Origin of the sequence: Pseudoalteromonas sp. EB27 (assembly GCF_001974875.1) — a bacterium.
In the GTDB taxonomy this organism is placed as follows: domain Bacteria; phylum Pseudomonadota; class Gammaproteobacteria; order Enterobacterales; family Alteromonadaceae; genus Pseudoalteromonas.
In genome coordinates, this window is the sequence record NZ_MTQD01000001.1 from 1 (window position 1) to 22,511 (window position 22,511).

Here is a 22,511-nt window from a genome sequence, read left to right on the forward strand (position 1 = left end):
GAAAACGAATACACCCTACGATGAATCGACGTATTTAGCGGCCTTAAAACGCAGAGGCTCACCACTTTTAAAATTTGCAGTTAATAGCTAAATTTTACTAGTCGTCCACCTCAGGGCGTGTTGTTAGTATCTTTTAGTTCTTCAAACTCGTTATCAAGATGAGTAATTCCACCTTTCATCCACCCATCAAAAATTGCTTTCCGTGCGTCGATAGATAAAGTGTTGAGGTTATCCACTTCACTTTCTAACTGTGACCGTTCAGCTTCCGAAATTAACTTATCCCTGTTGATATTTTTAGCACGTTCTTCGTGCTGTGTTATATCAACTTGTTCCAAGTCGGTCTCACGTAATATCTCACCGTACTGGTCGTGATAGTATTTAGAACCATTAGTATCAACTAACTCTTTAAAATTGTAGGGCTTAAAAGAAGAGTCATCTTCAAGCGGCTGATTTAGTTTATCCGCAATCGAACGCACGTCGTGACTAGACGTCAACAGCAATGTTGCAGTTTGGATTTCTAGCTTCAGTTCATTCGTGTCATTAATGAAATCATTATGTAGGGCGATACTGTGCAGCAGCGATGTTAACTGTGCAGCTAACATATTAACTTCGTTTCCAGCCTCGATAGCTGCTTTTCGTTGCTCTTCTAACTCAGCTTGTTTTTGGTAATAGGCATCTAGTTCTTGTTTAAATCGTTCCTCTTGCTCGCGTAATACCCTTTGACGTAAATCGTGTATCCGCCTAAGAGCTTTAAGTCTGTAGCTTCGAGCACCATAGGCCCAATTGATGTGACCAATTAGGGCAATTAACTCTTCGATCTCTGCTTCGGTTAAATGACCTTTTGAAAGCAAAGACTCGATACGTTTAATCAACTCACGACACTTACTCTGATTTGCACTTTTTGTTTGCGTACGTGGGTAGCTGATCTTACTCACAAACTATCCCCTAATACACTTCAATACTAATATCAGACAAGGTATGCCACGCGTTCTCTCTGAAGTCATCGCTCTCATTTTCATCCGCTACAAGAGGAAGGTACTTTATCAGGACATCCAGCGGCGACATTTTTCCTTGTTCGATTTTTTCTAAATCTTGACCAAGTATTAAACTGAAAGTCGGTGAAAACTCGTCTAACGTCTCACTGGCAAGATGTTCAGCTATCGACAGTCCTAAAGTCGTTAATCTAACGTTATCGCCATCAATATTTAACAAATTACTCTCTTCTGTAAGATCGCAAATAACATCGGCATAAGTCGATGGACGACCAATCATGTACTTGTCCATTAATGACAATAAGTCTTCAACTGTCAGATTCGATATTGCTTGTGGCTTGGAGATCTCAACACTAAAGTTTCCTTGCTTAAATGCCGCAAGATCAGCCTTGGTAATTCCGACGTCAACTGCGTTCTCTATGTCAATGGACAAATGTTCAGTCCAACCTGGCTCTACCAAAACATGAGTTTCAAGCTCAACTACAACAGAACCGCTTTTATTTGACTGTAAGACCACACGAGCAGTCTGATATTCACAATCACCTGTGTTGTTAGCTTTCTCAAAAGCTTCAAGAGTATTAAGTGTTTTACTCATATGTAGATATGAGTCGTTTGAACTAGATTTATGTTTTTGCGCAAGTAATTTATATGTTTCAGCTAACTCATTTTCATCTACAATAATTTCGATTGGTTCATGCGCACTATTTGACTGGATCATAAATCATTTCCCTCATAGAGCCCGGTTAATGCTTTATAGCTCTCAACGGGTTTGACTTGTTGTTCAATGGCATTCTGACGCATCACGTTAAGTGTTGATGCATCCGGCGGGCTTACCGTCCTTTCCTCAAATTCAGATTCGACTACGGTCCAGCCTGAACCTTCAGACTCGAATGGCGCTTTACTTCGAATATATTCTATGGACTTACCTACCTCTTGGGTCTCACTCATTGGTCTCTGCTGAATCAACCTTCCTCGAAGTTTCTTCCCGTTTACGATCACAGTTACTGGCGCTTCCGTGGGGTGAGTAATTGATGCTAGTTGTTCTTTAAGATGACCATAAGCGAGAGATAAAATAGCAGCCTTCACTCGCCCCATCCCCTTGACTTGAGATTCATCAACTTCGTGAATTAGTCGTTTCTCTAAAGCTAATCGAACACTTTCTCCTTGACCAACCGGGGGACACATTTTCGCAATTGCACTTAATTTTCTCCCTAGAATTAAATCCAGTGACTCTCTGACCATCTCAGCAGAAGCTCGCGCAATATCTAATGACTCTCGATTATCTACATCGAATGCCTCTTTAACAGCTTTAGGTGATAGACCACGAAGCCTAACGCGCTGAAGCTTTTCAAGAGAGCCTGGTTGGTGCTGCCTAAATAGTTCTTGTAAATGCCATGCGATGTGTTCACCAACATTGTCATCATCCGTTGCCAAAATAATTTCATCAATATCTGCACCACCACAGAGCTGTAAAATATCGCTAACCGCTTTACGAGCTGCGTTACCTTTGTCATTACTTTTTTTCTTTGGGTTTTTTTTGACGTTGTACTGGTATTTAGGGTGTAATCCGTTCTTTACCAGTAAAGCCTCTTCATCACTAAAGGGTAAACCTAATACTTTTCCTTTAGTGCTAACCACTATGTAGCGCTTACCAAGCAATGCTTCGAGCTTCTTTATCTTGTTGTCGGATTCAATGATAACAACGCTTCTTGGGAACAATCGCTCTCCACGTTTGCCGATGTAGTAACCTAAATACCTTACTGAATCAGATTTTGGGTCGGTGGGCAGTATTAACCCTTCTTTTACCGTGGGGATCCCAAATGTCTTTTCGCAAATAAATGCCACAAAGCATTCTTTCGCACGGGAAACCGCAACGTTTAAGATATATGCAGCAGCACGGTAATGAACATCTCCGCCAAACTTAATACTTTTAGTTCCGCTAAATAAAATAATTGGCTTTTCAGCACCTTGCAGTGCATTGACGGTACCGATCTTCATTTTATCTACATCATCAACCGTGATTTCATATTCAGTACCTTTAAACTTTTCAATTAGAAGGTTATGTAACATGCCCTGCGTTTTACCTTTACTCCCACTATCATCCTCGTCGTGACCAATAAAAACTAAGCTTTGTTTTTTGTATGGACTGATAATACCCACTAGGTCAGGTAAACGCTTTTCAGGCTTGCCTGGCTTATTATAGTGGTCATGAATCCTTGGCCATTGGTCAATAAGCCACTCTACAATTGTCCGAGCTTCTTTTTCATTCTTATGCGATGTACCTACCTTTTGAGTTTCCGATGCTGATGAAACCCAAGTAAGTGGTCGAAATGGTCCCCTCTCTTTAAAAAGAGGTGGGATAATAAAAATACTATTGTCATAGACCAATTCATTACAAAACTGACTCAAGACTTCTTGGCATCGATAATGACCACGCAGTGACATGCCTTGCCCTTGGTGGTTAAAACATGAGATCTGTCGAAGCACATGCAAAATGCTACCGCTGATACTAGGCAGTAGCTGGTTTTTAAATGCATGGACAAAACAACGCTTTGTATGAGCTTCGTTCACTCCCATACCCAATATCTGAAACAACCCTTGTTCTTGTATCGGAGTAACGTCTTGTATTACCGGAGGAATTTGAGCTATATCCCCGACTGCGATGGTTTTCTTTGCCAACGCAAGTAATGGTAACGTACTCCTTATATCTGCCTGCCCAGCTTCATCAATAATCAATAAGTCTGCTTTCCCGTATAAATATGGCTGCTCAGATATCCCTGAAGGCTTCTGATAAGCAAAAATTTTGGGCGCAGATTGTACAGTTGAGACCAGTATTGGCGTAATCATGCACATTCTTCGAAGCGCAGTTTCAAGGTTAGACGGAGATGCGTAGATTAAGAAATGTTCCGAACAAGAAAGCAGATAGCGCCCTTCCCAATAACGGGCTGCGTAATGGAACAGCTCTGAACGTATTAGAAGGTCTACCGCGCGATCAGCAAGAATGACTTTTGCCATACCGGAAAGAACGCCAAAGTTCTCTAATATAGCCGGATTGTTACCTTCCAAGTCATTATCTCGCAGGTACTCTCGACATACGTCTGAAATAATTTGAATTTTTTTCGAATCATCACCATGCAGTAAATCGTACATGGTTTCAATTTGGGCCGCCCCCTGACTATTACTGTGTTTTTCGTCAAAAAGTTTTGAAAATGATTTGTGAATATTAGGGTGTGTCTCAAAACCTTTGTCAAACTCTTCAACAAGCTGATAATACAAGGTATTAATCGCTTTAGAGTAAGCTGTGAGTGTATGATGCAATTGTGCAACGCAGCTTTCTAAATCACTAAATGTTGTAGCGTAATGTTGTTCACAGTAGTTCGTAAATTGACCGATGAGTTGATCTAACTTTGAAGGGTTATTTAAATTGGCGAGCTCTCCACTCCAACGTACCACCCCGCCTTTATTTGATTTATCTATCTCCCCTAACACCGCTGATTTGAGCAGTTCAGGAGACATATTATTTTTGATACTAGTTGATGGAAAGTATGTACCGTAATTAGTAGGCCCATCAATCCATCGTCTCATGTGCAACAGTGTTTTACTGTCCCCTTGATACAACACGTTAGGAAATGCATTAACAATGTTAGTAACAGACTGATTTGTTCCACCGACACCAATAACGATCGGGCAATCACCTTTAGCCAAAGCAGCTTCTACATATTGATGACTAATGATGGCTTTGAGCATCGCTGTTTTACCAGACCCTGGTGGTCCATTTACCGCCAAAACATCACCTTCACGCATGAACGTTGCAACACTAGCTGCTCCACGTTGTGTGTTATCTAGAGCAAACAGCTCCCTGTGTCTATAATCGCCTGTATCAGTACCGGTGCATTCGTCCATATGAGCCAGAAATGGCTTTTCACGAGATTGGAGCAAACGGATAAGGTAATCATCATTTAGTTTTTTTACGTTGCCATTCTCTTTATAAGCAGAATCTGTTTTACATACAGATGTTCCTTTCAATGAATCGTCACTGACAGTAAAGAGATCACGATAGAGGTTAATGATGTGTTGATTCGCGGAATTATCAGCCATCACACGACGCAACGTCACTGTGACATCTGGGTTATCAAGACTGAATGATTCATGGTGTTCCATGGAACCAAGTGTTGTATCACAGATTTTGTCAAACATTGCTTCAGAAACTGTAAACAGCTCATGCAAGTCTTCTGTCGGTTCTTTGAATACTGAATAATCAAATTTATCAAAGTTTTCCATTTTCCCGATACAATGTGGCGGTACATTTCCTTCTACCTCCAAAAGTTCTGGATTGATTATCGGAAATGAAGATGTATCTGGATAAAATACAAAACGATTATAGTTCCCACTAAGGTTTTTTATTCTCACAGGAATAGTCATTACCGTGATCGTTTTTCGCCCATATGCAGGATTGACGTCAATTGCTAAAACATATCTATTACCGCTGAAAGTGGGTAGTTTTTTGTCTGAACTTTGATTATCACCACCAGCGCCATCACTTTCTTTAGATTTAGAGGCCTTGACGTCATTTAACGTTTTCAATAAGTCTTTATTGTCTGTTTCAAACCCCTTATAAGGGTAAAGGCAGCTTAATTTTGAAAGTGCACCAAAAGCATTGGGTTTGATGTCGCCATGAGCTGCGATTAAAGTATCCTTATTACTCAATAATGGCTTACTGAGCTGACCAAATGGATGACCTTGTAATAAGTTATAATGCAGGGCTAGAGCTTTTTTCATATATTTACATCTCTATTAAATCGATACGTTTCACATGCAAAGTGTCATTAATTTGGAAGGCAGTAACATGACAATATTTATCAGTTACATCGATAAGATTCATTGCTTCCAAATAAGACAAGGGACGAGAAAACTCTTTTACTGTTATAGATTTAGATGTGGGATCAGAAAAAATTATTTTCAACATCTCATTGTTATTCTTGCTCATTGATTCTTCAACACTCTCAATTTTCAAACGGCGAGTCCTCGAGGTTGAAGGCGTTCTTTTTTCAATATCGACACAAATACTTGCACACCATATTTCGAAAACACCTTCTTCATTGATATCTTCAAAACCGCAACGTTGTGCGACACGTAACTCAATTTCTACTTGGCTGCCTGAAGGTATGAATGAGTGTGACTTTAGCATTGAAGGGTTGACTTGAATGGCGACCTTTCCGACTCCTTTAGCCTCTACAGTCACCCAACACTGAGACTGCGTAGATGGGACTAAACGGCACAAATGGTCATCATCTAGATCATGTTCGGCACCAATAGACGACCAATCGAATAACACTTCACCATTGAACTCCTTTCCATCAAGTGCCAAGACTCGCTGTTCATTGGGCTGTATATGCTTAATACGCCAGCGGTTATTGTAGTTATAAAATATCTCTGTTCCTTCGTCCGTTTCTCTTTGTTGCTTTTCCCAAACGTCTTCGAGCTGAAACTGAACAGATGTATTGATCTCTATATCTCTAAAACCATGAAGCATCATTTCATTGTGCTGAATACTTACGTCATATCTAACGCCCTCAGGGCGAAACCATGTAGAAGGAGCCTTTGCTTCGATGTCGGCTTCTATAGCAACACATGTTTGTTTTGAAAAGATTCTACGAATATGTGCCTTATTTAAATCAATACGGTTCTGCTCGTTTTTCCATAACTTGTAAACAACCGGGAAAGTGAACTCATTGTGTTGGGGGATATTCAAACGCAACCGATAATAATCTAATGAGTCTTTGAATTTGTGCCACAATTGGCCACTAAGTGGTGTGCAAATGCTCAATGTTCCAAATTGAAAAGTGACTTCATCAAAACCTTCATCTGGCACATGCGTTGTCTTTGGAAAGGTTAACTGTGGACATTCAATTAAATTGCCTACACATCCACCCACTAATTGGATGGCACTAAACGGCCACTCACTCTTTGAATTGTATTTAACAACAGCATGAACGCCATCCGAAGCGGACTTTTGGGATGGGAGAGTAAATGTATTTGTCCCTAGATCTATATTGATATAGCACCTAATTCCAGGCTTGCTATCTTGAGAAATAGTTACCCTACCTTTTACTTTATTATCATTCTTTGTGTCAGCGACAAGGTTAGTAACTGTCGTTGAAAACTTGTTTTCAACTTCAAAGTCTACTGTCTCAACTTCAAAATCGTATTCATAGTCATCGCTTTTTTGCACTCTTACCAGAGACACTGGTATTTCTGCTTCAGCTTCAAGTTCAAAAACCTTCCACTTGTTTAACAATGATGAATCCAGCATTCCGCTATATATCATATCGTCATCTGGAAAATGAATATCACCGACTATCTCATCTTCATTCTTATGGCTTTTAGTCCATGCCTCTATGGCAACAAACGTGCCTTTGTATTTTAGATCCATCTTTCTATTTCACTTTATATAAACAGATTAACCCATATAAGACCGCATGCAAAGGTCACTCTAGATTCTACAAGAGCACAATTAAAGCATGCCATGACTCACATTAATCGAATAAAAGTTCAGTAATGTAGCCTGGGATTATTAACGCAACACTATGTCTAAAATGATAATCTTTTTCAATAATCTAATTAGTAGTAGTTTGCTTAATTTTACCAAGCTCACCAGAGTCAAGCAGCGCGTAATAGGCTTCATTGATAAATAGTTAATGGCTTTTATAAACTCAAGTAATTAGTCATAAGTCAACAATGCTTAGTTAGTGACTTTTGCCGTTTCGAAAGCTTTGCCAATGCAAGTCTACTTGTAGTGTTCAACAATCCCCGGTACTTACAGCAAAGGTCATTGTTTCATTCAAATTACAGCACAGGCGCCCCATCGTTTTTAACTTACGTTGATTCGCAATTGGTTTAATCGTTTGAGGGGCTCATATATCACAAGTGGAGGCTTGTGATACCTGATAAAAAGTTGCTATACATTATTTCAACTTTTTATGGGCCGCACTTTAACATTTGTTTTCTTAACTTAAAGTCAATCATAAAACATCACTTTACAGTTCTACCCTACAGTAGAACATTGATTTTGGCATCCCCTGTAGAGATTCGTTATTAGGCATAATAGGAAAGTAATATCCTCATGGGTAGCCACATCAATCAAATTGACAAGACTGACATTTATAGTTTTGTCAATTTTCACTATTACATACCTAGCACTTAACATCATGAAAGAAAATTATTAACTGTATTCATTGCATTAAAAAACATCGAAAAGAAATCAATGAGAACCATGCTGGCTATCTTAACACCATTTTTACCGAGGCCTCTTATAGTTCCAATAAGCACTGGAGTAAATTTCATCTTGGCACTCCCTGAAAAACCAAATGAACGAAGGCTAAGGTCAGTTATGCTATTGACCAATAGCAACACAAAGCCATTCGTATCAATAAACAAAGTTATGGCTAGCGCTGATATTAGATATGAGTTTTATTAGGGAAAGCTTCATCAGCTAAACCCTGTGCTATCGTTGAGCGAAACTAACAATGGGGCAAATACGAGTTAGACGATAGCCGGCTTTGCAGAATAAAACTAATTACATAAAATTATCGTGACCGTCTCTTCATCATTCATAGTAGAGCTCCGCAAAGGCGCTAATAATGGAAATGTTAATACTCTAGATACCAATATTCGAATACAACAAGTTTTTCAAAAAGATTATCAACACCAAAAATTTCTCACTATTTAGACTAGTTAGCTGATTTATCAAAGAAAGTGCTTATTCATCTTTGTTTACTGCTTGGTTATATTATTTAAAGCATTGTTTTATTTGATTTTATTTCATACCAACGAAATCCATCTGGAAATTATCTGCTATGATCGTTAATGAAGGCTGAGTGCAATACGGAAATTAAATAGGTTAACTTAGCTAGTCTCAAGTATGCATCTTCAAATGATGACTTGCTCATCAATCACAAGGAATGACGCTGCTATAAACAGGATGTTTGGAGAATTTTATGCAACAGCGAACACTTCGTAGGATCAGGCGAGATAGGCCCGTAGACTACTTTTACAGTTTAAAGAACAATTGCCATGTATGGGTTGAATCAACATTAGAGCTAGATTTTTTGTATTGGCTTGAATTTGACGTGCGAGTGTCTGCTTATACAACCCAACCAGAGAGTGCGGATACACCAGCAGGTCGCTACACGCCAGATGTATTAGTTGAGCTTCAAAATGGTTCTAGTATTTACTTTGACCCGCATCCATACAAGTACGTGCATTCTAAAACTTTTATAAACAAGTTTACTGAAAAGGCGCAGTACATTGAGCGCTTAACTGGGCGTCCTGTTCGTATTGTCACTGAAAAGGATTTAAACCCAATTACTATTGGCAACTTTAAAACACTTTACCCTTACCTAAGAACAGAGACAAACGAAGTTCACAAATTATTACTTATAGGTAACTCATTCCCAGCTACTTTTGGTGATTTGAGGAAACAAGCTGAATCTATTGGCATTAGTCCATTTGTCCCTTTTGCTCTACTCGCTCACTCACACATAGTGTTCGACAATACTGTAAAGCTTTCTGATAGCACTCAATTGAGAAGTTAAGCTCGATGAATATATTTCCTTATTCTCAATTATTCGACGATCAAGCTCGCAAATTCGATATCTTGCTATGCGATCAATTAAACGTAGTTATTAGAGATATTAAAACCAAAGAGCTGCAAACTTTTACTCGTAATGAGTTTGCATTTGCCTTAAAAACTTACTTGATACCAATTACCCCTAATTCACCTCATTCAGTCTTAGATCCACTCCAAAAACTCATGATAGAAAAGCAAGCACCTTATCTTTCTGTAATGAAGAAGGTTTTTGAAGAAGAACACGCACATATGACCACGTTATCAATTTATAAACGGGTTATAGCTGAAGTGGAAGAGCAGCAAACAATAAATAACAAACCAGGGACAGTTGTTAAGGTAAAGCACCCAAGCCGATCAAGCTTATCAAGGTGGTGGAAGAAGTTTAAGGACACTGGGTTTAGTTATATTGACTCTCTCCCAAAACGTAAGTCTAAGAGAAATACAACAGACCCTCGCTCTGAACAAATCATGTGGATGGGTTACGAAAGGTTCATGATGGGAAAAATAACTCCCAGTATTGCTGTAGGACATGCAAAGTATGAAAAATGGGTCAACGAGATGAATGACCCCACCATTACCATTGTAAGTAGAGAAAAATTTAGAAAGCATCATCACAGTTTCAATGACCTAGATCGTGCCTTAGCTTCAGGCAACAGTGCTGAAGTAAATAAGCTAATGAGAACATACAAAGCTCGCATCAAAACAGATCGAGTACTAATGCGTATAGAAGCAGATAGATTAGCGCTTAATCTTCGCCTAATTGACGATACTACTGGAAAAGTTACTGGAAAAGTCGCTTTATATACTGCCATTGATTGTTACTCCCGTTATCCGATTGCAGTCACTGTGGAGCTTGGTGAAGCCGAAAAGGCTATCGGTGGCGTTAACCTACTTCGCAATATTGTTATACCCGCGAGTGAACAACTCGACGCATTTGGCATACCTATCAGGATAGTTTGCGATAATGGTCCGGGGTTCAATAATGAAACATTTGCGAAAACAGCTGAATCATTGAAGTGTGAACTGATTTACGCACCAAGCAATCAGCCCTACAGAAAACCTTTTGTAGAATCATTTAATAAAACGATCCGAAGTGAGTTTTTAGAAAGCGCTGAGCTTAAAGTTGGCAATAAAATCGTACATGGCGTGCCTGGATACAAAGGTAAGCGTTATGAAGGGAAAAGCACTAACATGAACCCTACAGATGAAACGCTCAAACAAGCTGCCTCCATGACTGTAGATAGTTTCGTTCAGAACCTTCACGACTTTTTAGTGCATTTTGTAAGTCAGCCACACAATGAACTCAGTGGCAAAACTCCCCAGGAAGTATGGAGCGCCTCTTGCCTAGAGTACCCATTGATTCCGTGCCACTATGAACATCTAAAAACCAGTTTCCATGTTTTTCTGGGAGAGACAACTTTAAACGAGACTGGTAAATTCAGATTTAACAAACAGGACTTTTTTGGTGAAGAGGTTCAAAACCTATATTGGCAGCTTAAAACTGGCAAAGGCTCAGGGAAAAACCCTAAAGTATCGGTATTGCATGATACACAAGATTGCAGGGCTGTAACCCTTGCGGTCACATTACCTGGCGACACTCATGTTACAAAAATCATTTCTTACAACATCGATTTGGTTGATGAACAGGTGCCAATTTCATTTGAGGTCGCCAACATGAATCACAGTACACCTATTCGTCGCTCAATATATTTTGGCGAAGCTGAGCTTATAAAACGCAAACGTCGAAAAATACGTAATGGCAAGCAAACGCAAAATATGGAGCAAAACTTCATAGATGAATGCTCAACTAAAGATATCATTAAGCAATCTAACAGCTCTATCCACGAACGCCAATCTAAACACAAAGATCCGTTACAAGGTACGGATATCTCACAAGGGAATCAGGATGATTCTCAATTCAGAAACAAGGAAGGTTATGAAAAATGGTAAGCACTACTCTTAATACATCACCAAGTTCGTTATATGTACCGCAAAGTGGCACATTTTATTGCCATACGTCTACAACGGAAGCATGGGAATACATTAGCAAGATTCATCAGAATAAAAACTACTCAGGCTTATTGACGGGTGTTTCTGGTGTTGGCAAATCATATTTGGCTAAGACGTATACCCAACAATTCCCTCAATCTGAGTTAGATGAAAAAAATATTATTCCAGTGCTTTACGTTAAGTTAGGTGCAACATCAACTCCAACTGACTTGCTTCATCAAATTTTAATGGCTTTAGGGTGCACTGTAATGAACAGCAAAGAAAGGCCTTATACTGCACTTGAGCGTTTGTTACATCTACTCAATGAACAAAGTGTTGAGCTTATTATTATTGATGAGGTACAAGAGTGCTTACCTGATACCGACGGCATCAGAGCTCAGCAAATGGCAAAGCAGTTTGCAGGTCTAGTAGACAAAGCTAGTATTCCTGTAATTTTAATGGGAACGCCATTGGCCAAAAGAATTATCGAACTCGCCTACAAAGGTGGAGATAAAGAAGAGCAATTAAGCCGGCGTTTTCTAGCCCCACATCAACTTAGTCCCTGTCCAAGCCAGTGCCAAGCTTGGATAAACATGGTTAATTTTTACCAACTTAAATATGGCTTTAATAGGCTAACGGCTCAGTCACATAAAGACTTACTTAACCGCATTTATATTGCAACAAATGGCATGCATGGGCTCCTTAATAAGCTTTATGCACAGATGTTACCCGCTGATTATAAGAATACAGCTCAGTACATTAGAGCATTCGAAGAAGCGTATAAATTTGCTATCAGAAATAGCGAAGACAACCCGTTTAATGCTGACATGATTAATGCACAGCAAACTGAACGAAATATTGAAGATTTAGATCGCAAGTTAAAGGAAACGTTCACACATGGCTAGGCTACCAATTCGAGTTAGGCCTTTCGTTGGAGAAAGCCAGGCTGGCTACATTCTTCGTCTTGCAATGCGAAATGGTTTTATGAAACCAGAAGACATTGTTAATAAGAAAGTATTTAACTTAGCAAAACGCAATAATCTAAAAAAAGCTGATATCAACAATATCAGCTCACTCATACAACGCCCTATTTCATTTTCAGAAACGGAGGGAAGTCCTTTTCCAAAAGTGTGTTCCAGTGCTCGAATTCTCCACGCTAGAGCATGTCTAAAATGCTTGAATGAAAACCCTATTCATAGAGATAATTGGCAAGACCCAAGATATACGCACTGTGCAAAGCACCAGGTCATGCTTATTGATGTATGCCCTCACTGCGAACACGAATTGGAATTTAACGCAAGTTTACTTCAAGGGTATTGCAGCAATGAATATTGTGGAAGAAAACTTCTTCAGCTTTCGGTAGATGAAAAGATCAAAAGGCTCACAACCGGTAATATAGAAGACTGTATTATTGCAGGTTTGTATGTTCTTGAAATTTCAGAGCTTAAAAGAAAAGCCTATTTTAATTATAAAGACATACCAACAATCCTAACCGCAGGAATTGACTTGTTAACTAATAATGAAGCATTAGGGCATTGGCTAGCAAAAATATCTAGCAAAGGGCTGCCAGCTGGTTATCCTAAAAACCTGGCATATCCTGAGCTTTATTCCTTATCATGTCATATACATAGAGATTGGAACTTGATAAAGCGCGCTCAAATCGGCAATAGAAAGCCTTCTCTCCAGCTTACTTCCACAAGCAAGCCTTTGGAAATAAGGATACTCGCATCTTGTCTAGGGCTCAACGCAGCTGATTTAAAGCCTCTGTGGTACAAAAATATTCTACGATTCAGCAATACAAACCGATATCAAGTCGATGGTTTAATTGATGCCAAGCAGTTAATAGAAGAGCTGGTAACTAAATCAACCTCTGAAGTCATAAATGAAGTCGATTTCATGGAAGCCACAAAGTTTGTCGAGCAATACCTGATGGAAAAATCAGATCTTTTATTAGCAATATTTTTGAAAGATTTACCTTTTTATTATCAAGGTAAGAATAACCTCCTTGATTCAATTTACTTCAACCGTGATGAGCTGATAAAAGTAGGCGAACGTCATTTGAAATCGTCTAAAGCCAGAACAATCAGTATTGATACATGTGCAAAAATTGCCAAAATATCACCCAACATCATCAAAAATGCAATTAGTAGCGGATTAATCAAATCCTCTGACTGGAAAGCAGATAACTCAACTTTAAAGCTAATTGAGCTGAAGAAGTTGCAAGAGCTGCATAAAAACAGACAACTCAACCTCCCTCTGTGAAGAGGGGGGGCATTGTTTTACAAATAATCTAAGAGGTTGCTATTAATAGCTTTCTACTGTCTTAGAGTAATTCTTTAACTAATACCTGTGCTTTCTCAACATCAAAAGTTCTTGCAGCATACCCTTGTGCAAGAATTTCTTGAGGTAAATACTCATCAAACTTATCTATAGTTTTTTCTGCAATAGCATCAGCTAAATCAATTGCTGATATGGTTTTATCATCTCGAAAGCTTTTAAGAGCCCCGATAACATGATCAATTAAGGTATTCTCAACTTCTATAATTCCTGCAAATGCACCCGCTCCAAACCCTTTGTGTATAAGTACTGCAACAAGTGTATTTACAACTTTATCACCGGCCCAAGGCAAAACAACGGCTGTATTGCCATGCTGTAAGAAATATGTACTTTCAAGTTTTGCAGTTTTAAAAAAGTCTGCCCCCTCTTTAAAAAGTGCTTGGGCAACTGCATCACCAAATTCAATTCTTTGTTCACCAACTTGAACTCTGTAGTCACTTTCTTTCAGAATTTTAAGCATTTCTTGTCTCACTACATCATGTACAGCCATCCCTGAACCACCAAATTTAGGTGGTTTCCCTCCTTTTGCATGCTGTACTGAAATCACTTTTTTGTCTGTATCGACTAGCTCAACCACCCAACGTTTACCCGCAAATACAATATGTTGGCCCTCTAAAATAAGGCTATCTACGGGTAATGTCCCTAGTGTTTTACTACCCGTTACAATTCTAAATTCTTCAGGGGTTTTAAAGACGGCATAAAACGTATAATGATTTGTTACTTTTTCACCCATAAAACCTAAAACCAGTTCACCACTTCCTAACTGGGTAATAAGATCTACCTTACCCATGTGAGATAGCAAATCTTTAAAATGAGTAACAGTAACTTGTTGGAATGGCCCGTCTTTACAAAGTAATACGTAGATTTGATCTGCTCTTATACCACCCCATTGCGCGATGAGAGCTAAAACTTGATGAAGTAATGTTGAAAAGTGATAGAGCGAAGTGTCTGCTGGTTCATACCATTTACTTGCAACCAATAACCGTATCATCGCTAGCGATTGAACCAATTCAAGCCGCAGTTTATCTACAATACTCGATTTTTCTGTAAGGTCAGCCTCAGTTATCAGCATTCGCAAAATACTAGCGCCACCACGCCTACCTGAACGACCCATGCGCTGCCGTAAACTTGCAATAGAATGCGGCGCAGTAACTTGCACGACAGAGTTAACCTTGCCTATATCAATGCCTAACTCCAAAGTCATAGTACACACTGCTGTCGTGGGAATTTGATCTTGCTGAAGCCGAGCCTCAAGTGATTCTCGCATTTCTTTGGCTAACGAGCCGTGATGTGGAAAAAACTCGTTAGGCACAGTGTTGCTCTCACACATCTCTGCAAGAGTGGTCGCAATACTTTCGGTGCGACTTCTGCTATTTGCAAACACTAGGTGGTTTCCACCACGGCAAAGACCATATAAATCGTTACATACGGTTTGCTCCGCAGTAACCGTCTCATCTGCCACAACAGCGCTCTCAATATATCCCTTCACTTGCATTTTTAACGATGATGAAGACTGCGTTTGCTTTATTATTTTACAAGACAGTGATTTATTAGGTCTTAAAGATGCTGGGACACTTTCTAAGTTACCTAAAGTGGCACTTAAAGCCGTTCTGGGTATTGGTGAGTTTACACGGCCTACAAGGTGTTCTAAGCGGTGCAGTAAGCTCAACAAGTGATGGCCTCGCTCTGTGCCAATAAATGCGTGAAATTCGTCTATAACTATGTGCTTTAAATTCTGAAAAGCAGACTTTACCCAGCCACTGTCTCTTATTAATAATGACTCTAGGGACTCTGGCGTTATTAACATAATGCCTGATGGATTTCGTTTCAGCTTATTTTTTCGACTTTGAGGACTATCACCATGCCAAGGTGTAACTTGTATGTTTAACAAATCTGACAAGCTTTCTAGCCTTCGGTCTTGATCGTTTATTAACGCCTTTAGTGGGCTGATATATAAAATGCCCACACCACTTACTTCATCTGCGATACTACTTATTGCAGGTAAAAAAAATGCTTCGGTTTTACCTGCGGCAGTAGAGGCACTAATAAGCACATCAGTATTGCCTGATAGGATAGGGTCAATTGCTAAACATTGAATCTCTCTGAGCCGATCCCAGCCTTGTTTAAAAATCCACTGCTGAATGCGCAAATCGAGCTTTTCGTGTGCGTCAATCATAATTTGAAGTCAGCTAGCTCATCGTCTTCAGATTCAATGTCTAGCTCTACATCGGAAGGTTTTTCCTCTGCAATATCAACATTTTTTATTAAGCTGTCCCACGAAATATTTGGATTTTGATCAATCACGGCAAGCATATCTAAAAACGCTTTGATCGTATTTCTTGGCGTTCTGAAGTAAGCGTCTCCAATTGTTTTACTGCAATGGACTAAAAATGCTTTGAGGGACTCGTCAGGTACTAAATATAACGATTCATCGCCTGATGCAAAAACATGTCTAAGGTTTTTAAGTAGTATAAATAACTCTTCTGGCGTTAAACTTGCCAAGTGTAATGCAGGGGATGAGTAATCAATAACACCGGCTTGTTTTGCAAATGTGTTGCCAGCTAGGCGAGATTGCAGCGCCTCATAGCTATATAACCCTTTTCTTGGATCAAGTAAAAACTCGGGTGTACCACCTAGTAAAAACCCTAAGTACTCAGCCGATCCTTGTAAGCAGTCGTTGAGTATTCTAAGAATTTGCTCGTAATTTGATAATCGTGCTTGGGTGCTATTGAGTTTGTATAAATTTACCATTTCATCGAGGTTAACTAATAACCCTTCGTAGCCAGCTTGCCTTACAAATAAACTCATAAGCTTTAGAGAGTCATAAAACGACGCATCTGAGATAATACTTCTTATACCAAGATCTTTGCGAGCATCTGTTTTTGTTGCATATTCTGCTCTTAACCATTTTACAGCGTTGTTCTTAAGTTGCTCGTTATCTGTTTCATGGCCAGTCCAGTATGCTTCTATAACTTTTGCAAAGTCGTAACCACCTACAAGCTCAGAGAGAGACGCGAGCCTTTCGTGAATCACTGTGGTTATTTCTTTGCTTGTATTATCTGCTTCTTTTCGTGCCTCGGTAATAAACTTTTCAACCACACTGGTCAATGCATTACCATCAGGCTTATTACGAGTAGACATGTTTCTCATTAACTCAGAATACAAGTTTCTGGCTTGTCCAGATGATGCATGAATACGACGATCGGGAGATAAATCTGCATTAACAGTAACTAACTTTCGCTCTAATGCGATCGCTCTTACAACACTTAAAAAGAATGTTTTACCTGAGCCGTATTCGCCAATAATTAACCGAAAAGCAGAGCCGCCCTCTGTCACTCTGTCGATATCTTTAATGAGCGCTTTAAGCTCATTACCACGACCTACTTGTATATGCTGTATGCCGACTTTTGGGGTAACACCCGATTTAAGAGACTGTATAATTGCATCGCGCTCTTTTGATCTAATTTTTTTTGCTGCCATTGTTATAACTCCCTTATCTCTTTGACTATTTCTTCATCAATGTATATATCACCGTCGTCATCAATTACTGGTGCATCCACTAAATCAAATGACCAGTCATTAATGGTTTCTATAGCACCATCGACCATTAATTTTAGCTCACTACACATTTGGGCTACCTCTTCGCGACCCCATTGCGCTTTAGCGCATAGCTTTTCAAACAACTGACTATGAGCCTGATCTAATCCATCAACTTCGTTTGTCAGCTCTGGGACTTCAATATAATCGCTTTCATCTTCATCTGAGGTAAAGATCTGTTCCAGCATGTTTTTAGCTTCTGTTGTTTGGCTTTCATGAAGGGCTAATATTGTTTCATCTAAGCTAAACTCTGATGAGCTTTGACTACGTGGCGCTGGCTGGTGACTACTTGTAGTAAGCTGATGAATATCACTCGTAACAGACTCTTTATCCAGTCCTAAATTTGTGTAGAGTTTTTCGATTTGCTTTACTTCTCTGTTATCGACATTGCCATCTGCTAGCGCAATAGACAGAATAAACCTTTTCACAAATTCTATTTCTTTTACACCTAAATTATTAAGTCTATTTTTTAAACCCGTATTATCCGATGGTGTAACTAGTCGCCATGTAAGATAAGCCTTTAGAGATCGCTTTTCTATATCCGTTAATTTTTCATCATGAGCAATTAGCTTTTCTAGCTCAGAACTTTCTGATTCATCCACAACCCCATCTATATTTGCAACCATAGCACCTAAACGCAGTGCGACACCCACTTGGTTAAACGCATGACTAGGGACGAATTCTTCCTCATGCCCTGGAGTAAATAGTACAAGTTTGCCATCTAATTTGGGTTTTGTATGGTGGTAACGTAAGTCAGGCGCAATACCAATATCAGCAAAGTTCGCTAAGTTATAAATGAGCTCACCTTCTTTTTTATTTATCGCTTTCGGTGTTGGTAAGCCTGTTTGCAACCAAAATTCAGATACATCTGTTACCCCATCATTTTCTAAAATGATGGCCTTAGCCCACGCTTTAAACTTTTCGATTAATGGTGACGGTTGACTGCTAGCAATGACACGAGGCAACAGCATTAATGCAGCTAAATCATCTTTGCTTGTATCAGCCTTAGCTAAATAACGGCTATAACTAGCTAGCTCCTCAGTGACTTTATCTGCTATTGGAATAAGCTTTTTTATAGGTGCTTTTAATATGCTCGGATCAGGCAAACCGTCGAGTAAAATTTTAATACTAGGGATACCACCGCTGGCGGCAAAGTACTCTGCGTTTAATTTGGTTTTATTGGGCTTCACTTGCATTCCCTCTGGGAATTTTTGCTTGTAGTAAAGTTTAAAAAGTGAATCAAACTCTATATCGCAGCGCCTAGCTGCGGTTTTTAAATTGTATTGGTCTGTATTTTTAATCCACTCAAGTGCTAACTCATCACTCACTCTTTCTGTAGCAACGATTTGCTCTGAAAGACGTAATTTAAAAAGTAGTGAATGACGTGTCTTTGGTAATTTATGCTTTCTACATTCAAATAATTTAGGTTTAACTAAATACATAAACTCTAAGAGATTTGCTGAATAACCAGCAAAAGAGCGATTTGAAGCAAACACTTTATGTAAACGAAGTACTTCATCAAAAATATCTTCAAATTGTTCCTCTTCAATTTTATTATCTTGACCATTCTCAACAACAAATCTTTCAAATCCGTAAAAGTACAAAAATACAAAGCCTATTGGGGTGTTGCCCGCACTTCTATCGGTTGCTAACCAATCAAGGTAGGCACCTCTAGACTCTTTAGATAATAAACCGTAGCTTGGCCAGTAGCCTAAAGATTCATCAGTTGGGAATTCGTTTGAATTAGTCCGTGGTGATATTACTGGTAAGTCTGCACAAATTAATGCTGGTTCAGAGCGATAACCAACCAATGATTCCATCACCCCACCTACGTACAGAAACCCTTTTAACTTTCGACTGTGAATAGTAACTTCTTGACCCTTGCTTAACCATTGAGCTTGTTTACCCTTATTGATATAGGTGTCTTCAGATACATTACTCTCAAAAATATTAAATGTGGCTAAATCGTCTTCAGAATTTCTCGAACTATCAGCACGCTCTATAATTGTGGGAGGTGTATTAACAACAGTGATGCGAGGTTTTGGACTAAGCTGCTTTGAAGTTGTTAATTCATTTGTTTGTTTGTGTAGCTCAACACTTACTGATGCATTATTAATTTTAATAGACTTTATTGGGCTGCTTTCGTCATTTGGAAGATCAGATATAGAAGACTTAGAGGCTGACTTATCAAGAGTGTCTTTTATGTTCGGGCTTGGATTACCTAGTGATCCAGATTTTGCTTTATTTGAATTTGAGCGTGGACTGGTAATTAACCAAATTATCAATATAACAACTGCGATTATAAAAATGAATTCCATGTAATATCCCTTTAAAAATGGTTGGTACCATTTTGGTATTTAAAACTCCATATGCTACTAACATACCACTAATAAATTCAGAAATGTATAATACTGCTGCTAAGTAGTTTCAATTATTCTTAATCAAAAAAATTGTCTTTAATGAAACCTCTTTTGTATAAGGTTCCTCGAACATCCCTATAGGATGTTAAGTTTGCGAAATATGAAACTAACATGGGCTTGGTTCATAATTAGTAACTGAACGCACATTAGGTCACCGCTATATCGTCTAAAAAAATCTCAACTTATACGTGTATATATAAAAAAAATCTCACGTTATGCGTGGTGTGAGATTCTCACATGGCTAATTAAAAGCTATAAATTGGCCTTTTTCAGTGTGTGAGATTCTTATGTGATGTATGTATGATCATAAGCAAATGAGTAGAAATTAAAGATTAATAAATAATAAAATTTATATTTTTATAATTTAGCTAAACTGCACAGTTCTACTGGTAATATTCATCGTAGGTACATTGTTATTTGTTATGTATTAATGAGGCCTAATAGATCATCATGTCGCCCCTATTGGGGCATTACCGAGTAGTCACTAATTTCATCTTAAAAAAAGTGACTTCGGTAGCTTTTTTTTCCTTTTTGTTGCTGCATACTTTATCCTGCGTCATAATCTAACGTCTTATTAAAACGCGGAATTTTTATGAACTGGCTTGCGCAATTACCCACCCAACGTACCCCATGGCTTTTATTTACAGCCATCGTTTTTTTACTGGAAGTGACCGCTCTTTTCTTTCAATACCAAATGGGGTTAGCGCCTTGCATAATGTGCATATACCAACGCACCGCTGTACTAGGCTTATTAGGTGCAGGAATTATAGGTTCGACTAAACCACAGAGCAAAACAGTTCGTATACTTGCGTATGTAATTTGGGGGGTATCGAGTGTTTGGGGATATTTAATTGCTCGCGAACATATTGATATGCAAACCACCACAGATCCTTTTGCATTCAGCTGTGAGTTTGAGCCAAACTTCCCGTCATTTATGCCGTTACATGAATGGATACCTAGCTTTTTTCAAGCGACCGGGGATTGTGGAAATATAGATTGGCAATTTGTTGGTTTGAGCATGCCTGCTTGGATGGAACTTATATTTGGGGTTTTCTCACTAACACTATTTATTATAGTTATTGGCCGTTTATTAATTAAAAAGTCGATTTGATATGTTTACATTTTTTTCAAGCCAATTAGATGAGCTTAAACATCTAAAAGTACGCAAGCGTCAGGACGTAATAGCACTTTCGTTAAGTATGCTATCGCCAACAGATAAAGTTTTACTACGTATTATAAAATTATTATTACTTAGCCCTTTATTTTTAATATTTACGGTATTTGAAGGCTGGATATTAATCCCTTTTTTGATACTTGGTGGGCTTTGCTATCCGCTACTAACAACACCTATTGAAATTAACTTTGCTAAAAAGCACTTAAGCGATGCGCTAAAACAACTTAATCAGGGCGTATAACGCCCTGATTATTCCTTACTCGCTTTAAAGTGATATTTTCCCTTCTAATTTGGCTAATAGTTTTTTACCAATTCCTTTAACTTGTGATAAATCACTGACGCTTTTAAATTCGCCGTTTTCCTCTCGGTAATCCACAATTGCCTGCGCTTTTTTCTTTCCTATGCCAGGTAGCTTAGCAAGCATCTCAGCATCTGCATTATTTATACTAATTGTCTCAACATGAGGCATTTTCTTAGTTACTTCCGATAATTGTGCATATACGGTAGTTGCAGGTAGTAGGCATAATAAGCTTATAATTAATAAATTTTTTAACGTTTTCATCAAACTTGTCCTTATTCTTCTTTTCTTAATTTTGAATGTTGCTCAGGAAAACTAAAAAATAAGGAACTGTAAAGCTCATCACTTAAAGTGTACCTAAACGCATTATCACTATGATCCGAAATCCTGAAAATGCAGCTGGTACAACAAAGTGATTGCTTAACTAAAGTAAAGTTACCGTTTTTTGTCAAATTTAAGACACCTAAAAATTAATACTTCGCGCTTGCAAATTTACGCCCAAACCATTACTGTACATAAAAACAGTAATCTAATGGTTTTTACAAACCACGGTGCCAAGCAATTTTGCAGGAGAAATCATGGCTGTTGTTGTTAAATATGTTGTAGAACGAAACGGAGTCGAGCGTATGACGTTTACTACCAAAAAAGAAGCTGATGCTTATGACAAGATGCTCGATATAGCAGAATCACTTGAGCTAATGCTAGAAAAGGTAGACGTACCGCTTAGTGAGCAACAAATTGAATCACTTGCTTTAGAAATAGCGAAAAGCAAAGATGACTTTATGACCATACTAAAGGGCGGTAAAGATCCAGTTGTTACCAAAGCACCAGCAAAAAGTAAAAAGTCAGATAACGTTGCATCAATTGAAGATAACAACGATAAAAAAGCAAGTTAACTCGTAGATTGCCCTTTCCTCGGTCGGGACAAACTAAATAAAAAAGGGAGCAACTAAGTTGCTCCCTTTTTTATTATACCAATTCGCTTTATTAAGTGATCTATTTTGAGGGTGGAAAAACGTATTGATAGCCAGTCAAAAAATTCGCTATTTAGTTGTTCTAAATGATAATTTTTCAA

15 protein-coding genes are annotated in these 22,511 nt (G+C 38.6%); 7 read left to right on the forward strand and 8 right to left on the reverse strand.

The annotated features are described in order from the left end of the window. Positions 1 to 110 precede the first annotated feature (110 nt). The 4 genes from BW142_RS00010 to BW142_RS00025 are packed head-to-tail and all read right to left on the reverse strand — an operon-like array spanning position 111 to position 7,425. On the reverse strand, positions 111 to 935 hold the full coding sequence (locus BW142_RS00010; protein WP_076923482.1) for a hypothetical protein: 825 nt from the start codon (positions 933 to 935) through the stop codon (positions 111 to 113). A 10-nt stretch (positions 936 to 945) separates the two neighbouring features. Then, entirely contained in the window at positions 946 to 1,710 is a 765-nt protein-coding gene (locus BW142_RS00015) for a DNA topoisomerase (RefSeq protein ID WP_076923483.1), read from the reverse strand. After that, a complete protein-coding gene (locus BW142_RS00020) occupies positions 1,707 to 5,771 on the reverse strand; it encodes an AAA domain-containing protein (protein WP_076923484.1) in 4,065 nt (1,354 codons plus the stop codon). Before BW142_RS00020 ends, BW142_RS00015 begins: the two co-directional genes overlap by 4 nt. 4 nt (positions 5,772 to 5,775) lie before the next feature. Further along, a complete protein-coding gene (locus BW142_RS00025; protein ID WP_076923485.1) occupies positions 5,776 to 7,425 on the reverse strand; it encodes a hypothetical protein in 1,650 nt (549 codons plus the stop codon). 1,564 nt (positions 7,426 to 8,989) lie between these two features. Here BW142_RS00025 and BW142_RS00030 point away from each other — a divergent pair. Genes BW142_RS00030 through BW142_RS00045 form a run of 4 tightly spaced genes read left to right on the forward strand, consistent with a single transcriptional unit; the run spans position 8,990 to position 13,872 of the window. Next, positions 8,990 to 9,586, forward strand: a complete 597-nt coding sequence (locus BW142_RS00030; RefSeq protein WP_143475890.1) for a hypothetical protein — start codon at positions 8,990 to 8,992, stop codon at positions 9,584 to 9,586. Between the two features lie 5 nt (positions 9,587 to 9,591). After that, positions 9,592 to 11,571 (forward strand): DDE-type integrase/transposase/recombinase, encoded by a 1,980-nt coding sequence (locus BW142_RS00035; RefSeq protein ID WP_076923487.1) that lies wholly within the window; start codon positions 9,592 to 9,594, stop codon positions 11,569 to 11,571. Then, positions 11,565 to 12,515 (forward strand): ATP-binding protein, encoded by a 951-nt coding sequence (locus BW142_RS00040; protein ID WP_076923488.1) that lies wholly within the window; start codon positions 11,565 to 11,567, stop codon positions 12,513 to 12,515. Before BW142_RS00035 ends, BW142_RS00040 begins: the two co-directional genes overlap by 7 nt. Beyond that, entirely contained in the window at positions 12,508 to 13,872 is a 1,365-nt protein-coding gene (locus BW142_RS00045; protein ID WP_076923489.1) for a TniQ family protein, read from the forward strand. The genes BW142_RS00040 and BW142_RS00045 overlap by 8 nt, the downstream gene beginning before the upstream one ends. A gap of 61 nt (positions 13,873 to 13,933) precedes the next feature. On the opposite strand, the gene BW142_RS00050 is transcribed toward BW142_RS00045, so the two are convergent. From BW142_RS00050 to BW142_RS00060, 3 genes are read right to left on the reverse strand one after another with little or no spacing between them, the layout of a single operon-like run. After that, the gene (locus BW142_RS00050) at positions 13,934 to 16,123 is read right to left on the reverse strand and encodes a DEAD/DEAH box helicase (RefSeq protein ID WP_076923490.1); all 2,190 of its coding nucleotides are present in this window, start codon (positions 16,121 to 16,123) and stop codon (positions 13,934 to 13,936) included. Then, a complete protein-coding gene (locus BW142_RS00055; RefSeq protein ID WP_076918251.1) occupies positions 16,120 to 17,427 on the reverse strand; it encodes an ATP-binding protein in 1,308 nt (435 codons plus the stop codon). Before BW142_RS00055 ends, BW142_RS00050 begins: the two co-directional genes overlap by 4 nt. A 2-nt stretch (positions 17,428 to 17,429) precedes the next feature. Continuing rightward, positions 17,430 to 19,862: a TerB N-terminal domain-containing protein gene (locus BW142_RS00060; protein ID WP_076923491.1), complete on the reverse strand. Its 2,433-nt coding sequence runs from the start codon at positions 19,860 to 19,862 to the stop codon at positions 17,430 to 17,432. Between the two features lie 694 nt (positions 19,863 to 20,556). On the opposite strand from BW142_RS00060, the gene dsbB reads away from it, so the two are divergent. Beyond that, positions 20,557 to 21,075, forward strand: coding sequence for a disulfide bond formation protein DsbB (dsbB, locus tag BW142_RS00065; RefSeq protein WP_076923492.1), 519 nt, complete (start codon positions 20,557 to 20,559; stop codon positions 21,073 to 21,075). Position 21,076: 1 nt separating this feature from the next. After that, on the forward strand, positions 21,077 to 21,379 hold the full coding sequence (locus BW142_RS00070; RefSeq protein ID WP_076923493.1) for a DUF6170 family protein: 303 nt from the start codon (positions 21,077 to 21,079) through the stop codon (positions 21,377 to 21,379). Positions 21,380 to 21,403: 24 nt separating this feature from the next. Here the strand turns inward: BW142_RS00070 and BW142_RS00075 are convergent, their stop codons facing one another. After that, on the reverse strand, positions 21,404 to 21,700 hold the full coding sequence (locus BW142_RS00075; RefSeq protein ID WP_076923494.1) for a helix-hairpin-helix domain-containing protein: 297 nt from the start codon (positions 21,698 to 21,700) through the stop codon (positions 21,404 to 21,406). Between the two features lie 314 nt (positions 21,701 to 22,014). Here BW142_RS00075 and BW142_RS00080 point away from each other — a divergent pair, with 314 nt between their 5' ends. After that, positions 22,015 to 22,332: a YebG family protein gene (locus BW142_RS00080; RefSeq protein ID WP_007584105.1), complete on the forward strand. Its 318-nt coding sequence runs from the start codon at positions 22,015 to 22,017 to the stop codon at positions 22,330 to 22,332. Positions 22,333 to 22,511: the final 179 nt, after the last annotated feature.